The organism is Buchnera aphidicola (Sitobion avenae), from assembly GCF_005082585.1.
GTDB classification, from domain to species: Bacteria; Pseudomonadota; Gammaproteobacteria; order Enterobacterales; family Enterobacteriaceae; genus Buchnera; species Buchnera aphidicola_Z.
Genome location: NZ_CP034855.1, coordinates 490416 through 512803 on the forward strand (window position 1 = coordinate 490416; position 22388 = coordinate 512803).

Annotated in this window: 16 protein-coding genes, 1 tRNA gene and 1 pseudogene; 9 read left to right on the forward strand and 9 right to left on the reverse strand. The window is 24.4% G+C overall.

The window, feature by feature from the left end; genetic code table 11:
* Positions 1–18: 18 nt before the first annotated feature.
* The 4 genes from recC to recD are packed head-to-tail and all read left to right on the forward strand — an operon-like array spanning position 19 to position 8549.
* Positions 19–3237: an exodeoxyribonuclease V subunit gamma gene (recC, locus tag D9V77_RS02265; RefSeq protein WP_158338677.1), complete on the forward strand. Its 3219-nt coding sequence runs from the start codon at positions 19–21 to the stop codon at positions 3235–3237.
* Between the two features lies 1 nt (position 3238).
* Positions 3239–3403: a UvrD-helicase domain-containing protein gene (locus tag D9V77_RS03155; protein ID WP_261979265.1), complete on the forward strand. Its 165-nt coding sequence runs from the start codon at positions 3239–3241 to the stop codon at positions 3401–3403.
* Between the two features lie 8 nt (positions 3404–3411).
* On the forward strand, positions 3412–6732 hold the full coding sequence (gene recB / locus D9V77_RS02270; RefSeq protein ID WP_261979302.1) for an exodeoxyribonuclease V subunit beta: 3321 nt from the start codon (positions 3412–3414) through the stop codon (positions 6730–6732).
* 5 nt (positions 6733–6737) lie between these two features.
* Positions 6738–8549: an exodeoxyribonuclease V subunit alpha gene (gene recD / locus D9V77_RS02275; protein WP_158338679.1), complete on the forward strand. Its 1812-nt coding sequence runs from the start codon at positions 6738–6740 to the stop codon at positions 8547–8549.
* Positions 8550–8586: 37 nt separating this feature from the next.
* Here the strand turns inward: recD and argA are convergent, their stop codons facing one another.
* Positions 8587–9915: an amino-acid N-acetyltransferase gene (gene argA, locus D9V77_RS02280; protein ID WP_158338681.1), complete on the reverse strand. Its 1329-nt coding sequence runs from the start codon at positions 9913–9915 to the stop codon at positions 8587–8589.
* Positions 9916–10061: 146 nt separating this feature from the next.
* A tRNA-Met gene (locus tag D9V77_RS02285) sits at positions 10062–10138 on the reverse strand.
* Positions 10139–10981: 843 nt separating this feature from the next.
* On the opposite strand from D9V77_RS02285, the gene ribE reads away from it, so the two are divergent.
* From ribE to nusB, 4 genes and pseudogenes are all read left to right on the forward strand, one after another.
* Complete coding sequence (ribE, locus tag D9V77_RS02290) at positions 10982–11458, forward strand: 6,7-dimethyl-8-ribityllumazine synthase (protein ID WP_158338683.1); 477 nt, start codon at positions 10982–10984, stop codon at positions 11456–11458.
* A gap of 49 nt (positions 11459–11507) precedes the next feature.
* A complete protein-coding gene (gene thiL, locus D9V77_RS02295) occupies positions 11508–12479 on the forward strand; it encodes a thiamine-phosphate kinase (protein ID WP_158338685.1) in 972 nt (323 codons plus the stop codon).
* Between the two features lie 59 nt (positions 12480–12538).
* A pseudogene (ribD, locus tag D9V77_RS03160) lies at positions 12539–13642 on the forward strand (bifunctional diaminohydroxyphosphoribosylaminopyrimidine deaminase/5-amino-6-(5-phosphoribosylamino)uracil reductase RibD).
* Between the two features lie 21 nt (positions 13643–13663).
* On the forward strand, positions 13664–14095 hold the full coding sequence (nusB, locus tag D9V77_RS02310) for a transcription antitermination factor NusB (RefSeq protein WP_158338687.1): 432 nt from the start codon (positions 13664–13666) through the stop codon (positions 14093–14095).
* 57 nt (positions 14096–14152) lie between these two features.
* Here the strand turns inward: nusB and dxs are convergent, their stop codons facing one another.
* From dxs to D9V77_RS02325, 3 genes are all read right to left on the reverse strand, one after another.
* On the reverse strand, positions 14153–15979 hold the full coding sequence (gene dxs / locus D9V77_RS02315) for a 1-deoxy-D-xylulose-5-phosphate synthase (RefSeq protein ID WP_158338689.1): 1827 nt from the start codon (positions 15977–15979) through the stop codon (positions 14153–14155).
* 19 nt (positions 15980–15998) lie between these two features.
* On the reverse strand, positions 15999–16883 hold the full coding sequence (gene ispA / locus D9V77_RS02320; protein WP_158338691.1) for a (2E,6E)-farnesyl diphosphate synthase: 885 nt from the start codon (positions 16881–16883) through the stop codon (positions 15999–16001).
* Positions 16884–16978: 95 nt separating this feature from the next.
* Positions 16979–18139 carry an MFS transporter gene (locus D9V77_RS02325; protein ID WP_158338693.1) on the reverse strand — a complete coding sequence of 387 codons (1161 nt, stop codon included), beginning with the start codon at positions 18137–18139 and terminating at the stop codon, positions 16979–16981.
* A 75-nt stretch (positions 18140–18214) separates the two neighbouring features.
* Here D9V77_RS02325 and D9V77_RS02330 point away from each other — a divergent pair, with 75 nt between their 5' ends.
* Positions 18215–18559: a TusE/DsrC/DsvC family sulfur relay protein gene (locus D9V77_RS02330; RefSeq protein ID WP_158338695.1), complete on the forward strand. Its 345-nt coding sequence runs from the start codon at positions 18215–18217 to the stop codon at positions 18557–18559.
* Positions 18560–18579: 20 nt separating this feature from the next.
* Here the strand turns inward: D9V77_RS02330 and cyoE are convergent, their stop codons facing one another.
* The 4 genes from cyoE to cyoB are packed head-to-tail and all read right to left on the reverse strand — an operon-like array spanning position 18580 to position 22385.
* Positions 18580–19437, reverse strand: coding sequence for a heme o synthase (gene cyoE / locus D9V77_RS02335; RefSeq protein WP_158338697.1), 858 nt, complete (start codon positions 19435–19437; stop codon positions 18580–18582).
* Between the two features lie 28 nt (positions 19438–19465).
* Complete coding sequence (gene cyoD, locus D9V77_RS02340; RefSeq protein WP_158338699.1) at positions 19466–19783, reverse strand: cytochrome o ubiquinol oxidase subunit IV; 318 nt, start codon at positions 19781–19783, stop codon at positions 19466–19468.
* On the reverse strand, positions 19783–20403 hold the full coding sequence (gene cyoC, locus D9V77_RS02345; RefSeq protein ID WP_158338701.1) for a cytochrome o ubiquinol oxidase subunit III: 621 nt from the start codon (positions 20401–20403) through the stop codon (positions 19783–19785). The genes cyoD and cyoC overlap by 1 nt, the downstream gene beginning before the upstream one ends.
* Entirely contained in the window at positions 20400–22385 is a 1986-nt protein-coding gene (cyoB, locus tag D9V77_RS02350) for a cytochrome o ubiquinol oxidase subunit I (protein WP_158338703.1), read from the reverse strand. Before cyoB ends, cyoC begins: the two co-directional genes overlap by 4 nt.
* Positions 22386–22388 lie beyond the last annotated feature (3 nt).

Consider the following 22388-nt stretch of genomic DNA (forward strand, 5'->3'; position numbering starts at 1 on the left):
TTAAAAAACTGGATTTCTATGTTTATAGTTTATAAATCAAATTCACTTAATACACTGTTATTAGAAGCATATAAAATTATTCAAGAAAAACCTCTTAATAATATTTTTGAAAAAGAAATCTTTGTTTATGATAGTAAAATACTATTCCAATACTTAAATATATTTATTGCTGAAAAAATAGGAATTTCTGCTAATATAAAATTATATCATCCTAATGATTTTATATGGAAGTTATTCGAAATAATATCACCTAAAAAAAAATTAAAAAATACTTTCACTCATTCTATGATGATTTGGAAAATTATGAAAATTATAGATGATAAAAAAATTTTTGAAAATTATAATAAAAAAGAAGCTAAACTTCAAAAATTTAAATTTTCATTTCTTATGGCAAATATATTTGAACAATATATTTTTTATCGTCCTAATTGGATTAATGAATGGGAGACAGAAAAAAATACATCAATCATTGATCAAAATGATATATGGCAAATAAAATTATGGATAGAAATAATAAAAAATTCAAAAAAAACTCATCAATATAGTTATCATTTTGCAAATTTATTTTATAATTTTCAAAAATTATTTGAGGAAAAAAAAATACAAAAAAAACATCTACCCAGTCGTTGTTTTATTATTTCTTCTTTTGCATTAAATCCTTCTTATATAAGGATTTTTCAAAATATTAGTACATATATTAATATTTACTTTTTATACGTTACTCCTTTTAAAAAAAACATATTTAATTTTATACAAGATAATAATATCTTTTTAAATCAAAAAAAAAATAAAAAACCGTGTGATAATTCACTAATAAAATTATGGGGACAATATGAAAAAATATATGCTTTATATATCATTCGATCTAAAGAAATGAAAATAATTAATTGTTTCAAGGAAAATAACAATAGAAATTTATTAAACAGCATTAAAAATGATTTATTAAAAAAAAATATTAATAAAAAAAAAAGATTTCTAATCTCAACAGATAATTCAATTTCTATAAATATTTGTTTTAATAAAAAAAATGAAATTGAAATACTGCATAAAAAATTATTAATATTTTTTAATAAAAACTCATCTATAAAGCCTAAAGATGTAGTTGTTACTTCTTTTTCAATTGAAAATTATATTTCATCTATTAATTCAGTATTTGCATCAGAAAATAATAAAAAACAAATTCCTTTTTTTATTGCGAATAAATTTTCTAAAAAAACAAATATAATAATATCTTCTTTTAAGAAGATATTAAATTTAGCTAATAGTCGTTTTCATAATGAAGAAATATTAGAATTTCTTGATATTCCTGAAATAGCAAAGAAATTTAACTTATCAGAAGAAGAAATAAAAATTTTATATTATTGGATAGAAGAAGCAAACATTCGATGGGCTATTGATTGCAAACATAAAGATTATTTATCATTTCCTAAAAATAAACAAAATACTTGGTTATACGGCATAGAAAAATTACTTCTTAGCTATGCAATGAATGATACAGAAAAAGTTTGGAATAATATTTTATCATGTAGTTCAATTAATGGTTCTAGAACAGAAATTATAGAAAAATTAATTATATTTATAAAAACATTAAAGAAATGGCAAAAAAAATTATCGAGATCACAATATCTTATACATTGGCATTCTTTATCTAAAGATTTAATTAATGATTTTTTTTTCTGCAGTCAAAAAATAGAAAAATCTATTAAAATGATCCAAAAAAATTGGACAGAAATGATTAATAATAATTTGTCATCTGGTTATTTAAAAAAAGTTTCAATTAATATACTAATCAAAAATTTTTTTTATAAATATTATTTTAACAATCATCAAAAATTCTTACCCGATGTAGTAAATTTTTGTCATCCTAATGCTGTATGTTATATTCCATTTAAAATAATATGTATTATTGGAGCAGATCATCTAAGTGTTCCAAAAATAAATCATTTAGATAAATTTAATTTATTAAAAAAATACCCATTAATTGAAGATATTAATATCTATCAAAAATATTGCTACTTATTTGCTCAAAGCATATCTTGTGCTGAACAATATTTTTATATTAGTTATGTTGGATATTCCATTAAAGATGAAAGTAAAATATATCCTTCGATTTTAATAGATCAATTACTACACTATATATCATCAAATTTCTGTTTTTCAGGAGATTGTAATTTATCTTTACAAGACAACTCTAAAAAAATCATTAAGCATCTTTGTAAAAAATATAAAATACAATATTTTTATAAAAAAAAATACGCCAATCCTAGTACAACAGAAAATTTACAAGATGTATTTAAATATACAAATAGAAATATCAACAATAAAAATATTCTGAAAAGAAATAGTTGTACTAAAATTAATTTAAAAGATTTAATTACATTTTGGAAAAACCCGATATGCTATTTTTTTAATGTTAATCTGCAAATAAAAGTTGATATAAAAAAACACGCAATTAATACAACAGAACCTTTTTCAGTAAATCAAGAAGATTCTTTTAAGATAAAAAATATTTTATTAAATAAAATAATAAATAATCAAGATACAATGGAATTATTTAAAAAATATATGCTTTCTGGAAAACTACCTTATGATTTTTTTGGAAAGATATTCTGGAATCAAAAACTAAAAGAAATGACAATGATAGCAAAAGAAGTTATGAAATACAGAATTTCAAAAGAAGAGAAAAAAATTAATTTAAAAATAGAAAAATATCAAATAGATGGAATCTTATCTGAAATACAAACCACAGGATTACTACGTTGGAAACCTAATACAATCAACTTTAGTGATCGTATTACTTTATGGTTAGAACATTTAATTTACTCTTTATTAGGCGGCTGTGGAGAAAGTAGAATAATAGGTTATAAAAAACAAACTTGGTCTTTTTCTTCCTTAACTTTTGATCTAGCATATACTTATCTTTTAAAATATATTAAAGGATATGTGGAGGGTATAAAAAAACCTATATTATTAACAAAATCAGGCGCATCTTGGCTTGATCAAGTTTATGATAGAAAAAATAAAATTGTAAGCAATGATTATTATATCCAAGAAAAAGGACATAAGAAATTATTAGAAATATGGATAGGAAACAAATATATTCAAGGAGAACAAGAAAACTTTTACATTAAACAAATAATTTCAAAATTAAACGAAAAAAATATAAAAAAAATTTGTAAAACAGCTGAAAAATGGTTAATTCCAGTATTAAAACATAAAAAAACAAATAAAAAATAATATGAATAATACAAATATCAAAGAAAAACTTAATGTATTTAAAATACCTCTGAATGGAATACACTTAATAGAAGCTTCTGCAGGAACAGGAAAAACTTTCACCATTGTACTATTATATTTACGTTTATTATTGGGTCTAAAAAAAAAAATACAAAAAAACTTTTAGTACATCAAATATTAGTAGTTACTTTTACTAATGCAGCAAAAGAAGAATTATATATACGTATTAAAGATGGAATTCAAAATCTATATTTAACATGTATTAAAAAGAAAAATAAAAACACCTCTTTAAATTTTTTTTTAAAAGAAATAAAAGATATAGATGAAGCTATTTCTGTTTTACAAACCGCAAAAAATGATATAAATAATTCGTCTATTTATACAATACATGGTTTCTGTCAACATATATTGCAATTACATACTTTTAATTTAAATTATCTTTTTGAAGATAAAATAATCAATAACGAAGATGATTTATATTTACAAGCTACACAAGATTTCTGGAGACATTGTTTTTACAATTTACCGGAAAATATAATCAATATTATTTATAAAGACTATAAAAGTCCAGAACACCTTTTAAAAGATATCAGACCATTTTTACATATGCAGTCAATTAATTTTTCTGAAAAAATTTCAAACAATAAAGATTTGATTATACGTCATCATATAAATATAAAAACAATAAATATTTTTAAAGAAATATGGTTAATACACTATGAAAAAATCATAAAAGAAATTAACACTGTACAAATAAATAAAAAAATATATAGTAATTTGAATCTTACTAAATGGATTAATCATATTACAATATGGGCTAAATCTGAAACTAAAGATTATACAATACCTATTTCATTAAAATATTTCGCAAAAAAAAATATAAAACAGAATACAAGAAATAATATTTGCTCTAAATATATCGTTTTTCAAGAAACTGAAAAAATATTAAAAAAAAATTTTTCATTAAAAAATATTTTGATAATTTATGCCATAAAAAAAATTAAAAAATTTTTGCTAAAAGAAAAGAAAAAAAAATCTTTTCTAGGATTTAATGACTTATTAAATATTCTTTTCAAAATTATAAAAAAAGAAAAATCTTTAAGAAAATTAATACGAAAACAATATCCAGCAGCATTTATTGATGAGTTTCAAGATACTGATATTCAACAATATAAAATGTTTAATCGTTTATATAAAAAAAGCAAAAAAACAATATTATTTCTTATTGGTGATCCAAAACAAGCAATATATAGTTTTAGAGGTGCAGATATTTTTTCTTATTTATATGCAAAATCTAAAATAAAAAAATACTATTATCTTGATACTAATTGGCGTTCTTCTATAAGTATGTGTCAAGGTATTAATATGTTATTCTCTCAAAATAAAAGTATATTTATATTCGAAAATATTCCTTATATACCAATAATACCCGCTGATCAAAATTCAAAAATGAACTTTATCATCAATGAAGTTCCACAGATACCAATTAGATTTTTTTTTCAGAAAAAAAAAGAAGTACGTATAGATGATTATCAATCCTGGATTTCAAAACAGTGCGCAAATGAAATTAGTTTTTGGTTAAATTGTGCAAAAAAAGGACAGGCTAAAATTATAACCAAAAAAGGTGAAAAAATTCTAACATCTAATGATGTTGCAATATTAGTAAGAAATAAAAAAGAAGCTTCTCTTATTCAGGAAGAGCTAAAAAAACTCAATATAATTTCAATATATTCATCTGACAAAAAAAGTGTATTTCAAACTATGGATTCTCAAGAACTACTTTGGTTACTAGAATCTATTATAGATCCTGATAATGAAAAATTATTACAACGATCTATTTCTACGCATATCTTAAAAAAAATATTGTTTTTATCAAAAAAAGAAAATTCATTTTTTATAATAGAAAAATTATACGAATATTACCGTATATGGGAAGAGATAGACATTTACCATATGATTAAAATTATGATATTAGAATATCAAGAACATTCTGATCCTGCAGAAATAAATGCTAATTACATGAAAAATTTAAATTTTTTACATATAGCAGAAATACTACAAGAACAATTTCAATTTTTTGAAAAAAAAACATCTTTAATTCGTTGGTTTCAAAAAAAAATATCACAAGAAACACATGTTTCACATAATGAATATATTAGAAATTTTAATGAATCTCAATCAATTAAAATAATTACTATACATAAATCTAAAGGATTAGAATATCCCATTGTTTGGATACCTTTTAGTATAGATTTTAAAAAAGCAATATTACCTATTTATCATGATGAAAAGAATTTCAAAACACTTTTTAATACAAAAGAAAGTAATAAATACTTAAAAATATCAGATGAAGAGAGATTAGCAGAAGATATACGATTTTTATATGTCGCACTCACAAGATCTATTCTTCATTGCAGCATCGGAATAGCGTGTTTAATAAAAAAAATAAAAAAAAATGGGAATCATAGTGATGTTCATAAAAGTAGTATAGGATACCTTATTCAAAATGGAAGATCTATGAATTATGAAGATTTATGTGAAAAATTAAAAAAAATAAGTGCAAATAATTTAATAGAAGTAAAAAATAATACAGATTGTATTAAAATGCCAGTAAAAAAACAAACTATTTATTTAATAAATAGAAATGTTAGTATAAATACAAATATAAAAAATACTTGGAATATAACGAGTTTTACACAATTAAATGAAGCAAATAAATTATTCAAAGAACATAAAAAAATTATTCAAGAAAAATTTTTAATAAAAAAGAAAGAAAACAAAAATAAATTATTAACAATACACAGCTTTCCAAAAGGAAAAAAAACTGGATTAATGATTCATTATATATTAAAAAATTTACATGTGTTTAAGAAAAAAGATTGTCATTGGGTTTCTGATATTTTAGAAGAATATAATTTATCTACCAAATGGACTCAAACATTAATTACTTGGATAAAAAATATCATTAATATACCAATTACCAATAAAAAAATTATTTTATCTAAAATACACGAAAAATTGTGCATGAAAGAATTAGAATTTTTTTTACCTATAAAAAATATATTATATGACAAAGAATTAAACAAAATTATTCAATCTATTGATCCTATATCAATGACTGCTCCGAAATTATTTTTTAATCCAGTCAAGGGACTATTAAAAGGATTCATTGATTTGGTCTTTTTTTGGAAAGAAAAATATTACATTATAGATTATAAGTCTAATTGGTTGGGTAAAAATAATGATTTTTATTCTGATACACATATCAAAAAAGAGATGATTAGAAAAAGATATGATTTACAATATCAAATATACACTATAGCAATACATAAATATTTACAAGAGAAAATAAAAAATTACAATTATAAAAAAGATTTTGGTGGTGTTGTGTATGTTTTTTTACGTGCTGCAGAGATTAATAAAAAAAATAATGGTGTTTTTTACACTATGCCAGATCATTCTCTTATAGAAAAAATAACAACTTTAATTTCATAAAAAATATGATTATTTTATTAAAAAAAATTTTAAAATTAAAAATAATACGTCCTATTGACTTTTATTTTTCTCAATTTATCGCGAAAAAAAATATTATTGTAATGTTAGTTGCAGCCTGTACAAGTTATGAAAATAGTAAAGGTCATATTTTTTTACCTATTCAATACTTTGAAAAAAATTATTTTTTTTCTAGTTCAGATAAAAAATTAATTAATAATATATTAAATATATTACAAAAAAAAATAAATTGGACTATCGAATTATTAAAACATGAATCTGTCAGTGACGGTTCTACTTCTACACCTTTAGTTTTATATGACGATAAAATATATCTTTATAAGATGTGGGCATCTGAAAAAAAAATTTTGCACTATTTAAATATAAACAATAAAAAACAAAGAATTAATCAAGAGAAGTGTTCTCAAATACTAGATAACTTATTTCCTAGTAAAGTTATAAACTATCAAAAAATAGCAGTAGCACTTACTTTAATAAATCGTATAACATTTATTGTTGGTGGTCCTGGAACAGGAAAAACCACTACAGTATTAAAAGTAATAATTGCACTAATTAAAAGTTCAAAAAAATCAATAAAAATTCAATTATCTGCACCAACAGGAAAAGCAACAACACGTTTAACTGAAATTATAAAAAATAATATTTTTGACGTCTATTGCTCTCAAACAGAAAAACACTCTATCCCATCTAAAGCTATAACTATACATCAACTATTAGGAATTCAAAAAATATCACAAAAAAATTTTTTTAATAAAAACAACTTATTAGATGTAGATGTTTTAATTATTGATGAAATATCTATGGTAGATATTTTAATGATGGAAAAAATACTTCTGTCTATTCCGAAAAACACTAAATTAATTTTTATAGGGGATCATAATCAATTATGTCCAATAGAATCATGTTCTGTTTTAAGGAAAATTTGTCACTACGCTAATGATGGATATAGCTTAAAAACTATAATTAATATTGAAAAACTAACACAATATAAATTGTTAAAAAAAACCAATAAAAAAAGCACAACATTTATTAGTAATAGCATATGCGTTTTAAAAAAAAATCACAGATTTCATAAAAACTCAGGAATTTATATTTTGTCAAATGCTATTTGTAATAATAAAATAAAAATTATTACAAAATTATTTAAAAACTTAATAAAAAATGTATTTTTTTATGAAACCAACTCTTCTAAAAAATATGAAAAGATGATTAAAAATATCTCTTTAAACTATAAACATTTTTGGAATAAAATACAGAAAAAAGAAAAAATACAGAAAATAATAAAAGCTTTTCAGACTTATCAAGTATTATGTGTATTACATGATGGTCTATTTGGTGTTAATTTTTTAAATAAAAAACTAGAAGAACATATGTACAAAAAAAATATTAAAAAATATTTTCTTGTTAATGGACAAGAGTGGTATGTAGGAAAACCTATTATGATCACTCGGAATAATAGATATTTAAATATATCTAATGGAGATATAGGTATTACTAATATCAGTAAAAATGGTGTTTTACAAGTATCTTTTTTAAAAGAAAATAACACGGTTAATAATATCCCTGTAAAAATTTTAAGAAATTATAACACTGCTTGGGCTATTACTGTTCATAAAGCACAAGGTTCAGAGTTTATTAATACAGCTTTAATATTACCAAATTTTAATGCTCAAGTTTTAAACAAAGATATTTTATATACTGGTATAACAAGATGTCGAGAAAAATTAAGTATTTTTTCCGATAAAGAAATTTTTATCAACACAGCTTTAAAAGGTAAAGATAAAACAATTTATCAATAAAAGTAAATTACTTTCTATTAACAATATCAATAAATACTTAAAATACATCAATCATTAGAATTTTTGAACCACGCTGATAATTATACATTTTCTTTTTACTTTCAGGTAACATTTCAACATCTACTAGAATAAAACCTCTTTCTTGAAACCAATGAATACTTTGAGTTGTTAATACAAAAATCTTTTCTAAATGCATTTCTTGCGCATGAATTTTAATATTTTTTAACAATAAATCTCCGCGAGAAGAATTTCGATAATCAGGATGAACTGCTAAACATGCCATTTCACCTATTTTTTCTTTCAAAAAAGGATATAATGCAGCACAAGCAATAGTTAAATTATCATATTCAATAATAGTAAATTTATCTACTTCTATTTCTAATTGTTCTCTTGATCTACGAACTAAAATTCCTTTTTTTTCTAAAGGACGTATTAATTCTAGTATCCCCCCAATATCGTTAATGCTAGCCTGTCTTATTTTTTCTGCTGACTCCATAACCATCTGAGTGCCAATACCATCACGAGAAAATAATTCTTGTAATAATGCGCCACTTTTATGATAGCTAATTAAATGACTACGATTTACTCCACTTTTACAAGATTTTATTGCCCCTCTTAAAAAACGCACTGTTGAAGACATGTAATCACCTGTCTGTTCTAGTGTTTTAATCGTATTTTTTATATCATTTGGTAATAATTCAGAAATAATTTCGCCTTTATGATTTATAACGCCTTGATTTCTACAAAAACCTATCATTTTCTCTGCTTTTAGCTCAATGCTAAGTTGAGTAGCTATTTCTTCAGAAGTTAAATTAAAACTTTCTCCTGTCACAGAAACTGCTACTGGACCAATTAAAACTATTGCTCCATTTCTTAATTGATAATCAATGGCATTTTTATCAATTCTTCTAATTCGACCGCTATGACAATAATCTATACCATCATCTACTCCTAACGGTTGAGCAATAATAAAATTACCACTTACTACATTAATATTAGCTCCTTGCAGAGGCGTATTAGTTAGACTCATTGATAAACGTGCTGTAATATCAAGTTGCAATCTTCCGGCTGCTTGTTTTACTTGTTCTAAAGATGCTAAATCAGTAATACGTATATATTTATGATAAATAATGTTAATATTTCTTTCTTTTAAAATAGTATTAATTTGAGGACAGGCACCGTATACAACTACCAAACGAATACCTAAACTATGTAACAATCCTATATCATTAATAATACCAGAAAAATTCCCATATTTAATTGCTTCACCACCCAACATTATTATAAATGTTTTACCCCGATGAGCATTAATGTAAGGAACGCTGTGACGAAAACCCTGAACTAATTCAGTATTACGTTCTTTCATAAAAATCCTCTTGCATTTTTATTGCAATCTATATATTATTTTTTATAAATATAATTTTTCTTATCTTAGAAGAAGATTAAAATATTTGGAAGGTTTTTTTAAAAAAAGATGATGTGAAATTAAAAATATAGAATTAAAATTTACATTGGTTGCGGGGGCTGGATTTGAACCAACGACCTTCGGGTTATGAGCCCGACGAGCTACCAAACTGCTCCACCCCGCGTCTGTATTAAAATAAATAATACACTTTTATAAAAAAAATAGCAATATTTTTTATAAAAAAAATAATTTTGTTATTTTTTACATTTAAAAAATAAATATATTTAGAAATTTATTTTGAAACTGATTAAAACATAACTTAAATATTAATCAACCTAACTACTTTAGGATAAATCCATTTTAAAAAAATGTAATCAATTATTATATTAATGCTAAAATAAGATGATGAGAAACTCTAATAGTACTAGCTAGAAAAATTAAAAAGATAGTTTTAAATATCTAATATGTTCAACACTTATTATCTCGTGAAAATGCAGCTTTACCAAAAAGAAAAGATATATATAATAGATATTTAGATAAAAAAACGTATTTTAGATCATATTTCTTAAATAAATAATTTTATCATGAAAATGCAAGACAACACATTTATAGATAATAGAAATAATAAAAAAGTCAATTTTTTTATATGTATTAAAAAAGATGACCTTATATAGACATCAGATAAATTTTAATAAAACAAAATAGAATAGAAAAAATATATTTATGAAAAGTCAGCTGAAAAAATACAAACAGAAAAATATAAAATTTATTTGAAATAAATAAACTCTTTATATTTTTAAAGAAAATGAAGTAAGAAAAGAAATTATAATTATTTTATTAAAAAACTATTTCTTAATAAGAAAAATATATGTATTTATAAATATAAAATGTATCATGTTAAAATTTGTGAAAAAATTAGAAAAAATCTTCTGTATTATAAAGTTTCTATAATCACTATAGATATACTTAGGTAGCAAATAATAAGTAATCAATTATCTCAATTGTAATAATGAAAAAGTATAAAAATATGAATACGATTCAATCAGGAATTATAGCTAAAAATGCATCTATTGCTATTATTATTGCTCGATTTAATAATTTTATCAATAACAACTTATTACTAGGAGCGTTAGATACTTTAAAAAGAATAGGCCAAGTCAATGAGGAAAAAATTTTACAAGTATACGTACCTGGAACATATGAAATACCAACTGTCGCAAGTCATCTTGCGAACTCCGGAAAATATGACGCTATTATTGCTATAGGAACAATTATAAAAGGTAGTACTGATCATTTTAAATATATTGCTAGTGATACCAGTAGCAATCTTTCAAGAATTAGCACGCAATATTTTTTACCGATTACATTGGGCATATTAACAACAAAAAATATTGAACAATCAATAGAAAGATCTGGGACAAAAATGGGTAACAAGGGTTCTGAAGCAGCTTTGGCTGCATTAGAAATGATTAATGTTATGAGAACTTTAAAAAAAATAATATAATATTCAATATTTTTTATTGACTACTTGTGTAAAGATTAAATTATAAATAATGAAATATACTGAATTTGAAATTATCTCGCAATATTTCCACCGGGATAAAAAAAAATATTTTAATGAAATTAAGGGAATTGGCGACGATAGTGCGTTAATAAAAATACCAAAAAATGATATTCTCGCGATTAGTACTGATACACTGGTTGAAGGTACACATTTTTTAAAAAGTATAAGCCCTACAGATTTAGCATATAAAACAATAGCAGTTAATCTCAGTGATCTTGCTGCAATGGGCGCTAATCCAAAATGGATAACACTATCTATTACAATGCCTAAATCTGATAGTCTATGGTTACAAAAATTTAGCAATAGTTTCTTTAAAACCTTGAATAAATATAATATGCGTTTAATTGGTGGTGATACAAACTGTGGACCATTAAGCATTACTTTAAGTGTTTACGGGTTAATTAAAAAAAAGACTACATTATTAAGAAGTAACGCTAATATAGGAGATTTAATTTATGTAACCGGAACTCTTGGAGAAAGCGCTGCTGGTTTATTTTTACTTAAAAAAAAGATTTTTATAAAAAATTCAAGTATACGCAATCATCTAATTAAAAAACACTTAAATCCTATTCCTAGAATTTGCGAAGGAAGAGCGCTGGGAAAAATTGCTAATGCGGCTATTGATATATCAGATGGATTAGTTTCTGACTTAGGTCATATATTAAAAAGTAGTCAATGTGGAGCAAATATCAATTTAAATACACTACCTATTTCAAATATTTTAATAAACAATTTTCAACGTAAATATTGCTTAGATTGGGCATTACATGCAGGAGAAGATTATGAATTGTGTTTTACTATTCCAAAAAAAAACATTAAAAAATTAAATGTAATTAAGAAAAATTTCTCAGTTGATTTTACGTGTATTGGGTACATTACACCTATTGAACACGGTTTCAATTTATTTCGTAATAAAAACAAAATTCTTTTCAAAAAAAAAGGTTTTAATCATTTTGATTAAAAAAACATTTTATAAAAATACAAAAAATGTGTTGGTTAAAAATGAATGATATATTTTACATGAAAAAAGCAATAGAACTAAGTAAATTAGGAGAATTTACCACAGCTCCCAATCCTAATGTAGGTTGTGTAATTGTGAAAAATAATATTATTGTTGGAGAAGGATGGCATAAAAAACCAGGAAAAAATCACGCAGAAATTAATGCATTAATCATGGCAGGAAAAGAAGCAAAAGGAGGAACAGCTTATATAACACTAGAACCCTGTAATTATTTTGGGAAAACACCTCCATGCTGTGACGCACTTGTTAAAGCTGGTATTGATCGTGTGATAATTTCTAATATAGATCCTAATCCTAAAGTTTCTGGTAATGGAGTTCTATACTTAAAACAACATGGTCTTTCTGTGCAAGTAGGTGTGCTCTCAAAAGAGTCAAAAAAAAATAATAAAGGATTTTTTAAAAGAATGAAAACTGGTTTACCATGAATACAACTCAAATTAGCAATGTCAATAGATGGAAGAATCGCCATGAGAAATGGTGAAAGTAAATGGATTACATCAAAATATGCACGTCAAGATGTTCAAAAGTTTCGCGCAAAAAGTTCAGTTATTCTCAGTAGTAGTTCTACTATTTTAAGTGATGATCCTTTATTAAATATACGCTATAAAGAATTTGATAAAAAAACACTATCTATTTTTTCTCAAGAACACTTTCAACATCCAACAAGAGTAATTATAGACAGCCAAAATCGTATTAAACCATCACATAAAATTATTGAAACTGAAGGGAGAATTTGGCTGATAAGATTAAAACCCGACAATAAAATATGGCCTAAAAATACAACACAAATCATAGAAAAAGAATATAATAAAAAAATTGATATATTTTCTCTTTTTAAATTTCTAGGGAAATCAGAAATCAATAACGTTTGGATAGAAGCTGGAAGCACCTTCTCTGGATTTCTATTAAATTCATATTTAATAGATGAATTAATTATATATATGGCACCTAAAATACTAGGGCATGAAGCAAAACCATTATGTATGGTTTATAAAAAATTAAAAATATTAAATGCTCTTCAGTTTAAATTTCAAGATGTTTGCAATATAGGTCCTGATATGAGATTTATTCTATCACCTAAACGATATAATACGAATATATAAAATAAAAGAGAAATTTTATTTATGAAACCATCTTCTCGACGAAAAGCACGTGCGTATGCTTTACAAATGCTGTATTCTTGGGAAATATCTCATAATAATATTAAAGAAAATGCTATATATTTCTTAAAAGAAAAAAATAAAAATAATATTGACATTGTATATTTTTATGAGTTGATCAATGGTATTACATGTGATTGTAAAAATATAGATTATTTAATGCAACCTTACTTATTTAGATCACTAAAAGAATTAGGACATATTGAAAAAGCAATTCTTAGAATTTCATTCTATGAATTACATAAAAGAAATGATATACCTTACAAAGTATCTATTAATGAAGGTATTGAACTAGCTAAATTATTCGGCTCTGAAGACAGTCATAAATTTATCAATGGCGTGTTAGATAAAGCAGTATTTAAAATGGGATATAATAAAAAAATTATTGTGACATAATTAATTCTATCAAAAATATTTTTTGATTAGATTAAATCTTGATAAACATATTCTCGATTATTGTGTTAACCAACAAAATATTTGATTATGAATGCCTTCTGCATCTAATTGATAATCATGTCTAATTTCTTCTTGGGTGCCTTGCGGAATAAATTTATCTGGTAATCCAATATTTAAAACAGGTAGAAAAATCTTATTCATCATAATAAACTCATTTACAGCGCTTCCTGCTCCACCAGAAATTACACCCTCTTCAAGAGTAATAAAAAATTTATGTTCAGATGATAATTTTAAAATCATATTTTTATCTAAAGGTTTGACAAAACGCATATCAACCAACGTTGCATCTAAATTATTTGCTGCAAAAAATGCGTTTTCTAATAAAACACCAAAATTTAAAATCGCTATTTTTTTACCTGTCCTTTTTATTATAGATTCTCCTAATGGGATACTGTGCATAGGCATTAATAATGTTCCATTACCACATCCTTTAGGATATCTTACTACACTGGGACCTTTTCTGTACATATATCCAGTATAAAGCATTTGACGACATTCATTTTCATTACTAGGTGTCATAATCACTATTCCAGGAACACATCTTAAATAAGCTAGATCGAAAATTCCTTGATGAGTTTGACCATCATTACCAACAATACCCCCTCTATCTATAGCAAATAAAACAGACAGTTTTTGTAATGCTATATCATGTATAAGTTGATCATATGCTCGTTGTAAAAAAGTAGAATAAATAGCAACAACAGGCTTATAACCACTAATAGCGAGACCTGCAGCAAAAGTAACTGCATGTTGTTCAGCAATAGCAACATCAAAGTATTGATCTGGAAAAAGACGAGAAAATTTTACCATTCCAGAACCTTCACACATTGCAGGTGTAATAGCTATTAACTTTTTATCAAATGCAGCTATTTCACACAGCCAAGAACCAAAAACATCTGAATAACTAAGAGATTTTGAAACTGATGAATTATATGATGATATTGCATGCCATTTAATAGGATCTAACTCGGCTGGAAGATAACCTTTTCCTTTTTTAGTTACAAGATGTAATAAATAAGTACCTTTTTTGTTTTTTATTTCTTTTAACATATTAATAATAGAAAAAATATCATGCCCATCAAATGGACCTAAGTATTTAAAACCTAAATGAGAAAATATCGATTGAAAAGAAATACGATTATTTTTACTTTTTTTATTTTTTCTAAAGAATTGCTGGTAAAACAAATGTATTTTCTTTTGGTTTATTTTAGTATTTTTAATATTTCTTAGAAATTTTAAATGATTATTTAAAGCCCCTACGTTTTTTGAAATAGACATTTGATTATCATTTAATATAACTAATAAATTAGATTTTATTTCTCCAGCATGATTCATAGCTTCAAATGCCATACCGGCAGTCATTGCGCCATCACCAATAATACAAATAGTCTGTCTATTTTTACCTTCTTTTTCAGCCGCAACAGACATTCCTAAACCTGCACTAATTGAAGTGGAAGAATGACCAACACTTAAAGCGTCATATTTGCTTTCTTCTCGGCAAGGAAAAGAATGCAAGCCATTCTTCTTTCTAATACTGTTAATTTTTTTTCTTCTTCCAGTTAATATTTTATGAGGATATGCCTGGTGCCCTATATCCCATAATAAATTGTCAAATGGGGTATTATAAACATAATGAAGAGCTACAGTAATTTCTACTACACCTAGTCCGGAAGCAAAATGTCCTTTAGAAACAGTAACTACATCTAATAAATATGCGCGTAGTTCAAAACATAACTGAGGCAACTGTTCGACAGGTAAACAACGTAAATTTTCTACTGAATTAGCAAAAGATAAAATTGGATATTTTTTAAAATTAAAATTCATTAGCTACTCATTATTCAATTTATTTAATACGTTTAATTATAAATTTTGTTAATTCTTCTAATTGATTAGTGTTGAATTCTTTTTTTAAACTATTTAATGCCGAAAATGCTTTATTATATAGTTTTTTTATTTTTTTTTGAGATTTATCTAAACCTATTATCGTTGGATAAGTATTCTTTTTAATTATTTTTTTATTTTTTATATTTATATTATCTTTTTTAAGATCGAAGATATCATCTTGAATTTGAAATGCTAAACCGATAGAGCTTGAAAAGAAATCTAAAAGTGACAATATAGATTTAGAAAAATTATTAGAAGATAGATATACTAAACGTACAGCAGAACGTATTAAAAAAGCAGTTTTATATAAATTAATAGTTTCTAATTCAGATAAGTTCACTGCTTTTTTTTCTGCCTCTAAATCCAATTGTTGACCCATACACATTCCAGAAAAACCAATAGAATTAGATAATTCAGAAATCATTTTTATACGTTTCAAATTAGATACATTTGGCATAAATTTTTCAGATAAAACATTAAAAGCAAGGCTTTGTAGAGCATCACCAGCTAATAAAGAAGTGCTTTCACCATATTTTATATGACAAGAAATTCTTCCTCTTCTAAAATCATCATTATCCATACATGGTAAATCATCATGTATTAAAGAATAGGAGTGAATACATTCAATAGCAATAGATATTACATCTAATGTAATTATATTCACTTTAAAAACTTTACCAGTTGTATATATTAAAGACGAACGCAATCTTTTGCCACCTGAAAATAAACTATATTTCATTGCTTTTAAAAGATTTGATTTTTGAAAAGATAATTTATTTAATGTATAAAATAATTTTTTATCTATGCGACGTTTATATATCTGATGCAAATGAAAAAAATTCATGTTTAAGCACCTAGAGAAAATAAAAATTTAATGATTTATAACACAATAAAATTATAATCAATATTTGTTAAATTTTAACATACTATATATAAAATTTACTTTTTACAAATAACACTAAAAAGAAACCATAGTATAATAATAAATATCTGAAATAAAAACATTTGCGAAAAATTGAAAACACTATATAACCATCCACCTAAAATACCCCCAAAAGAAATACCTAAAAATTGACTCGTAGAATAAATACTCATAATACTACCTTTATAATTATTTAATGATTTTTTACTTAAATATGAAGGAAGAAAAACTTCAAGAAAGTTAAAAGATATAAAAAAAATCTGCAAAGAAATTATTAAAAATAATAAATTATTTTGAATAACTAGAAAAATCACTTCTGAAAAAAAAATAAGAAAAATACAAATTTCAATAATGTTTTCTAGAATATATTTATATTTACAATAAGATATGAATAAGGATAAAATAAAAAAAGAAATTAATATAGTACTTAAATATACCTTCCAATGATCATTCAAAGACAAACCAGAAAGTTCAAACTGATTAGGAATCATCATAAAATTAATCATTAATAAAAAATGTAAAAAAAATATACCTAAATAAGACCTAAAATTGTTTTTTTCGAAAATAAATTGAAATACTTGATTATATGAATAATATGTATTATTTTTTTTTAATGTGATTTTTTTTGAATAAGGAATTAAAAAGTAAAAAATTATTATACACATAATAGATGCAAAAGAAGATATCCAAAAAATTGAAAAAAAACCAAAAAATTTAACAATCAAAGGTCCAGAAACCATAGCAATTAAAAACGAAACAGCAAAACTGATACCTATTGCAGCAATAGATTTAATATGGTGTTTTTCTCGAATCAAATCAGTTAAAAAAGCCATGCACACACCAGATATAGCCCCTGAACCTTGTAAAAATCTACCAATTATCAAACCCCAAATTGAATGAACATTAGCTGATATAAAATTCCCTAAAAAAAACATAAAAAGACCTATTAAAATCATTTCTTTTCGACCATATTTATCAGACAGTATTCCAAATGGAATTTGAAATATTATCTGAGCAATACCATATGTTCCCATTGAAAAACCAATTAAAAATTTATTTGCTCCATCTAAATACATTCCATATTTGCTCAAAACAGGAAGAATCATAAACATTCCTAACATTCGTAATAAAAAAATTACACAAAAACTTAATGTGACTTGTAATTCTAAAAAGTTCATTTTATAATTCTCTATATTAAATTTAATGTCTTCTTCAAAACTTATTTTTAAGTTTAAACATGCCTATCAAAAATAATGAATTCTAATAATAAAACATTATATACATATGAAAAAATTGAAAAAGATTCAGAGGGATATTTAAAAAAAACTAAAGATTGGAGTATAATATTAGCAGAAGAAATTGCAAAAAAAGAAAATATTAATCTAAATCCTGATCACTGGAAAGTAATAATTTTTGTGCGCAAATTTTATTTTAAATTCAATGTAACACCATCAATGCGAATGCTAATTAAAAGTATTAAAAAAGAGATAGGAGAATCTAAAAGTAATAGTATTTATTTATTTAAACTTTTTCCTAAAGGACCTGCTAAACAAGCCAGTAAAATTGCTGGGATACCTAAACCAGTGAAATGCCTATAACAATATAAAAATTCAGTTCTCTAAAAAAAAATATCTATTGATAATAAAAAATTAAATACAACAATAACTATTATGGAATAATAAAACAATTGATTTATATTTTTTTTATTATTGATATTTTTAATATGAGAATAAGACAAAAATAACCAATATAAATTTAAAATAGAAGATAAAAATAAAAAATTATAACTTAAATGACCCAAAAATTCTAATAACAAACTAAAAAAAATAAAACCGAGAATATAATAAAAAATATGTTTTTTTGTAGTCGAAATACCTTTGACTACAGAAAAAACAGGGATGTTAGCTTGTTTATAATCTTTTATTCTCACAATAGAAATAGCATAAAAATGCGCCATTTGCCAAAATATTAAAATAATAAATAACAGTATTGAATACATATCAATAGCATTAGAAACTGCGGTATAACCAATAATAGATGGTGTGGCGCCTGAAAAACTTCCAATAAATGTCGAATATATCGATCTCCTTTTATATACCAGAGTGTATAAGATTACATAAATTAAAAATCCTAAAATCGATGCACTCATTGATATAAAATTTACTAAAAAACCTAATATAAAAACACCTAAAACACCTAAAAAAATAGCAAAAATTAATACAGGAAAAAAATCAAGTAATTTTTTTGATAACACTCTATTACTTGTACGTTTCATTTTATTGTCTATATCAAAATCAATTAAATTATTAAAAACACAAGCAGAAGCAATTACTAAAGATCCTCCTAACATAGTGCATAAAAATAAAAACAAATTAAAAACGATATATCTAGATGCAAACAAAAAACTACCTGCAATTAAAATAGAATTTCCTATAATAATGCCAGGTTTAATTATCTCTAAGTAATTTTTAAACATATAAAAGATACATTTTAATTATAAATTATTACATCATATGATGATTTAAGTTGTGCATAATCCATATAGAACCAAATACGACAATAAATATTATTACAATTACAAATAGCAAAGTTATAAGATTCCAACGCTCTTTAGATGAAAAATTTAAATGCAAAAAAAATATAAAATGAATAACAATCTGACTAATAGCACATAATAAAAAAATAATACAATTAATTTGACTTGAAAAAATTTTTTGTATTGCTAATACAAATGGAACTGTAGTTAATACTAAAGAAAACAAGAAAGCTAATATATAAGATTTCATTTCTTCAGTTACATTTAACTTGAGAAAACGTTGCATTAAATAACTCCATTCAAATAAACAAAAGTAAAAACACAAATCCATATAATATCTAAAAAATGCCAAAAAATACTAAGACATAAAATACGAGTGCGAATGGGTTGAGTCAAACCAAGTCTTTTGATTTGATAAAGAATGGATAATATCAGAATTAAACCGAAAAAAATATGGATACCATGAGTGCCAATTAGAGTAAAAAAAATAGAAAAAAATGCATTTTTATCAGGACCAAAATTTCTTAATATAAGTTCATAGAACTCATAAATTTCCATAAACAAAAAAATAACACCCAAACAAAAAGTTATTATTAAATATGAATAAATCATTTTTATATTTTTCTGGTTCATTGCAATAATAACAAAACCACATGATAATGAACTGAATAACAATAAAACTGTTTCTAATAGAACAGAAGACAAATTCACAATATTATTACTAATTAAATCCACTGATATATTCGATGAAATTATAGTATAAACAGCAAAAAGAACTGCAAACATGATACAATCACTCATTAAATATATCCATAAACCAAATAATTTATTAGAGTCTGATTCTGTATCACAAACATTTGAATGAACATTTAACATCATAATATTACTTATTTTATTTTCTATCATTTTAAACCTGCTTTTTGAATATTTTTAAAGTGTTGATTTTCAATTTTACAAATCTCTTCTGATGAGATCGTATATTCATCATCTTCATTAAGACTTTTAATAATTAAACTAAAAACAATCGCGAAAAAAGACAAAAAACACAACCAAGTAATATACCAAACTGCCGAAAAACCAAAAAATAATGAAAATATACTAATAAAAAAACCTAATCCAGTATTTTTAGGCATGTGAATTTTATCATAATGAACATTATTTATTATTTCATGTTCTTTTTTTTGTTTTTTTTCCCAAAAATCATCTCTATTTTTTACCATAGGAATGACGGCAAAATTATATAATGGAGCAGGTGAAGAAGTAGACCATTCTAAAGTTCTGCCATCCCAAGGATCACCAGTCAAATCTAAATTATCTTGACGATCTCTTACTGAAATAAAAAATTGAACAACTTGACATATAATTCCTATTCCAATAAAAATTGCCCCAATTGCAGCAATGCATAATAATACATGAAATTCAGAATCAATATTCTGGCTTAAACGGCGAGTCATACCCATTAATCCTAAGAAATATAAAGGTATAAAAGCCAATAAAAAACCTATAATCCAAAACCAAAAAGCACGTTTCCCCCATATTTCATTTAAAACAAATCCAAATAATTTAGGAAACCAATAATTAATTCCAGCAAAACAGCCAAAAACAACTCCGCCAATTATTACATTATGAAAATGTGCAACTAAAAATAAACTATTATGTAAAATAAAATCAGCTGGAGGCACTGATAATAATACACCAGTCATTCCACCAATAGAAAATGTTACTAAAAAACCCAATGTCCATAACATAGAGGAATGCATGTGCACAGAACCTTTATACATTGTAAATAACCAGTTAAAAATTTTTACACCAGTGGGAATTGCTATAATCATAGTAGTAATTCCAAAAAAAGCATTTATATTTGCTCCTGCTCCCATGGTAAAAAAATGATGTAACCATACAATAAAAGATAAAATTGTAATAGATAATGTAGCCCACACTAAAGATACGTAGCCAAATAAGCGTTTTTTAGAAAAAGTTGCTACTATTTCTGAAAACACACCAAATACTGGCAAAACTAAAATATAAACTTCTGGATGACCCCAAATCCATATCAAATTAACATACATCATTGCATTTCCACCTAAATCGTTAGTAAAAAAATGAAAATTAAAATAACGATCTAAAGTCAGCAATGCGAGAGTAACAGTTAAGACAGGAAATGAAATAACTATAAGAATATTAGTGCATAAAGAAGTCCAGGTAAAAACCGGCATTTTAAAAAAAGACATTCCTGGTGCTCTCATTTTTAAAATCGTCACTAAGAAATTAACTCCTGTTAATGTCGTTCCAATACCAGCAATTTGTAAACTCCAAATCCAATAATCAACTCCTACACCTGGACTATATTTTATACCAGATAATGGAGGATAAGCCAACCAACCTGTTTGAGCAAATTCTCCGATTCCTAAAGATAAGGTAAGCAGTGCAGAACTACTAACGTTTAGCCAAAAACTTAGATTATTCAGAAATGGAAAAGCTACATCACGAGCTCCAATCTGTAGTGGTATAACTAAATTCATTAAGCCAATAACAAGCGGCATGGCTACAAAAAAGATCATTATCACACCATGTGCTGTAAATACTTGATCATAATGATGTGAAGGCAAGAATCCTTTAAAACCTGCTGATGAAATCACCTGTTGTGTCCGCATTAATATGGCATCAACAAAACCTCGAAATAACATTACAAATGCAAGTATTCCATACATAATAGATATTTTTTTATGATCAACTGTAGTAAACCATTCATACCATAAATATTTCCATTTTTTATAATAAGTAATAGTTGATATAATGCATAACGCTATTAAAATAATTGCAGTATATGTAACCATTATAATTGGTTCATGATATGGTATAACATCGAATGTCAACTTTCCAAACATTAT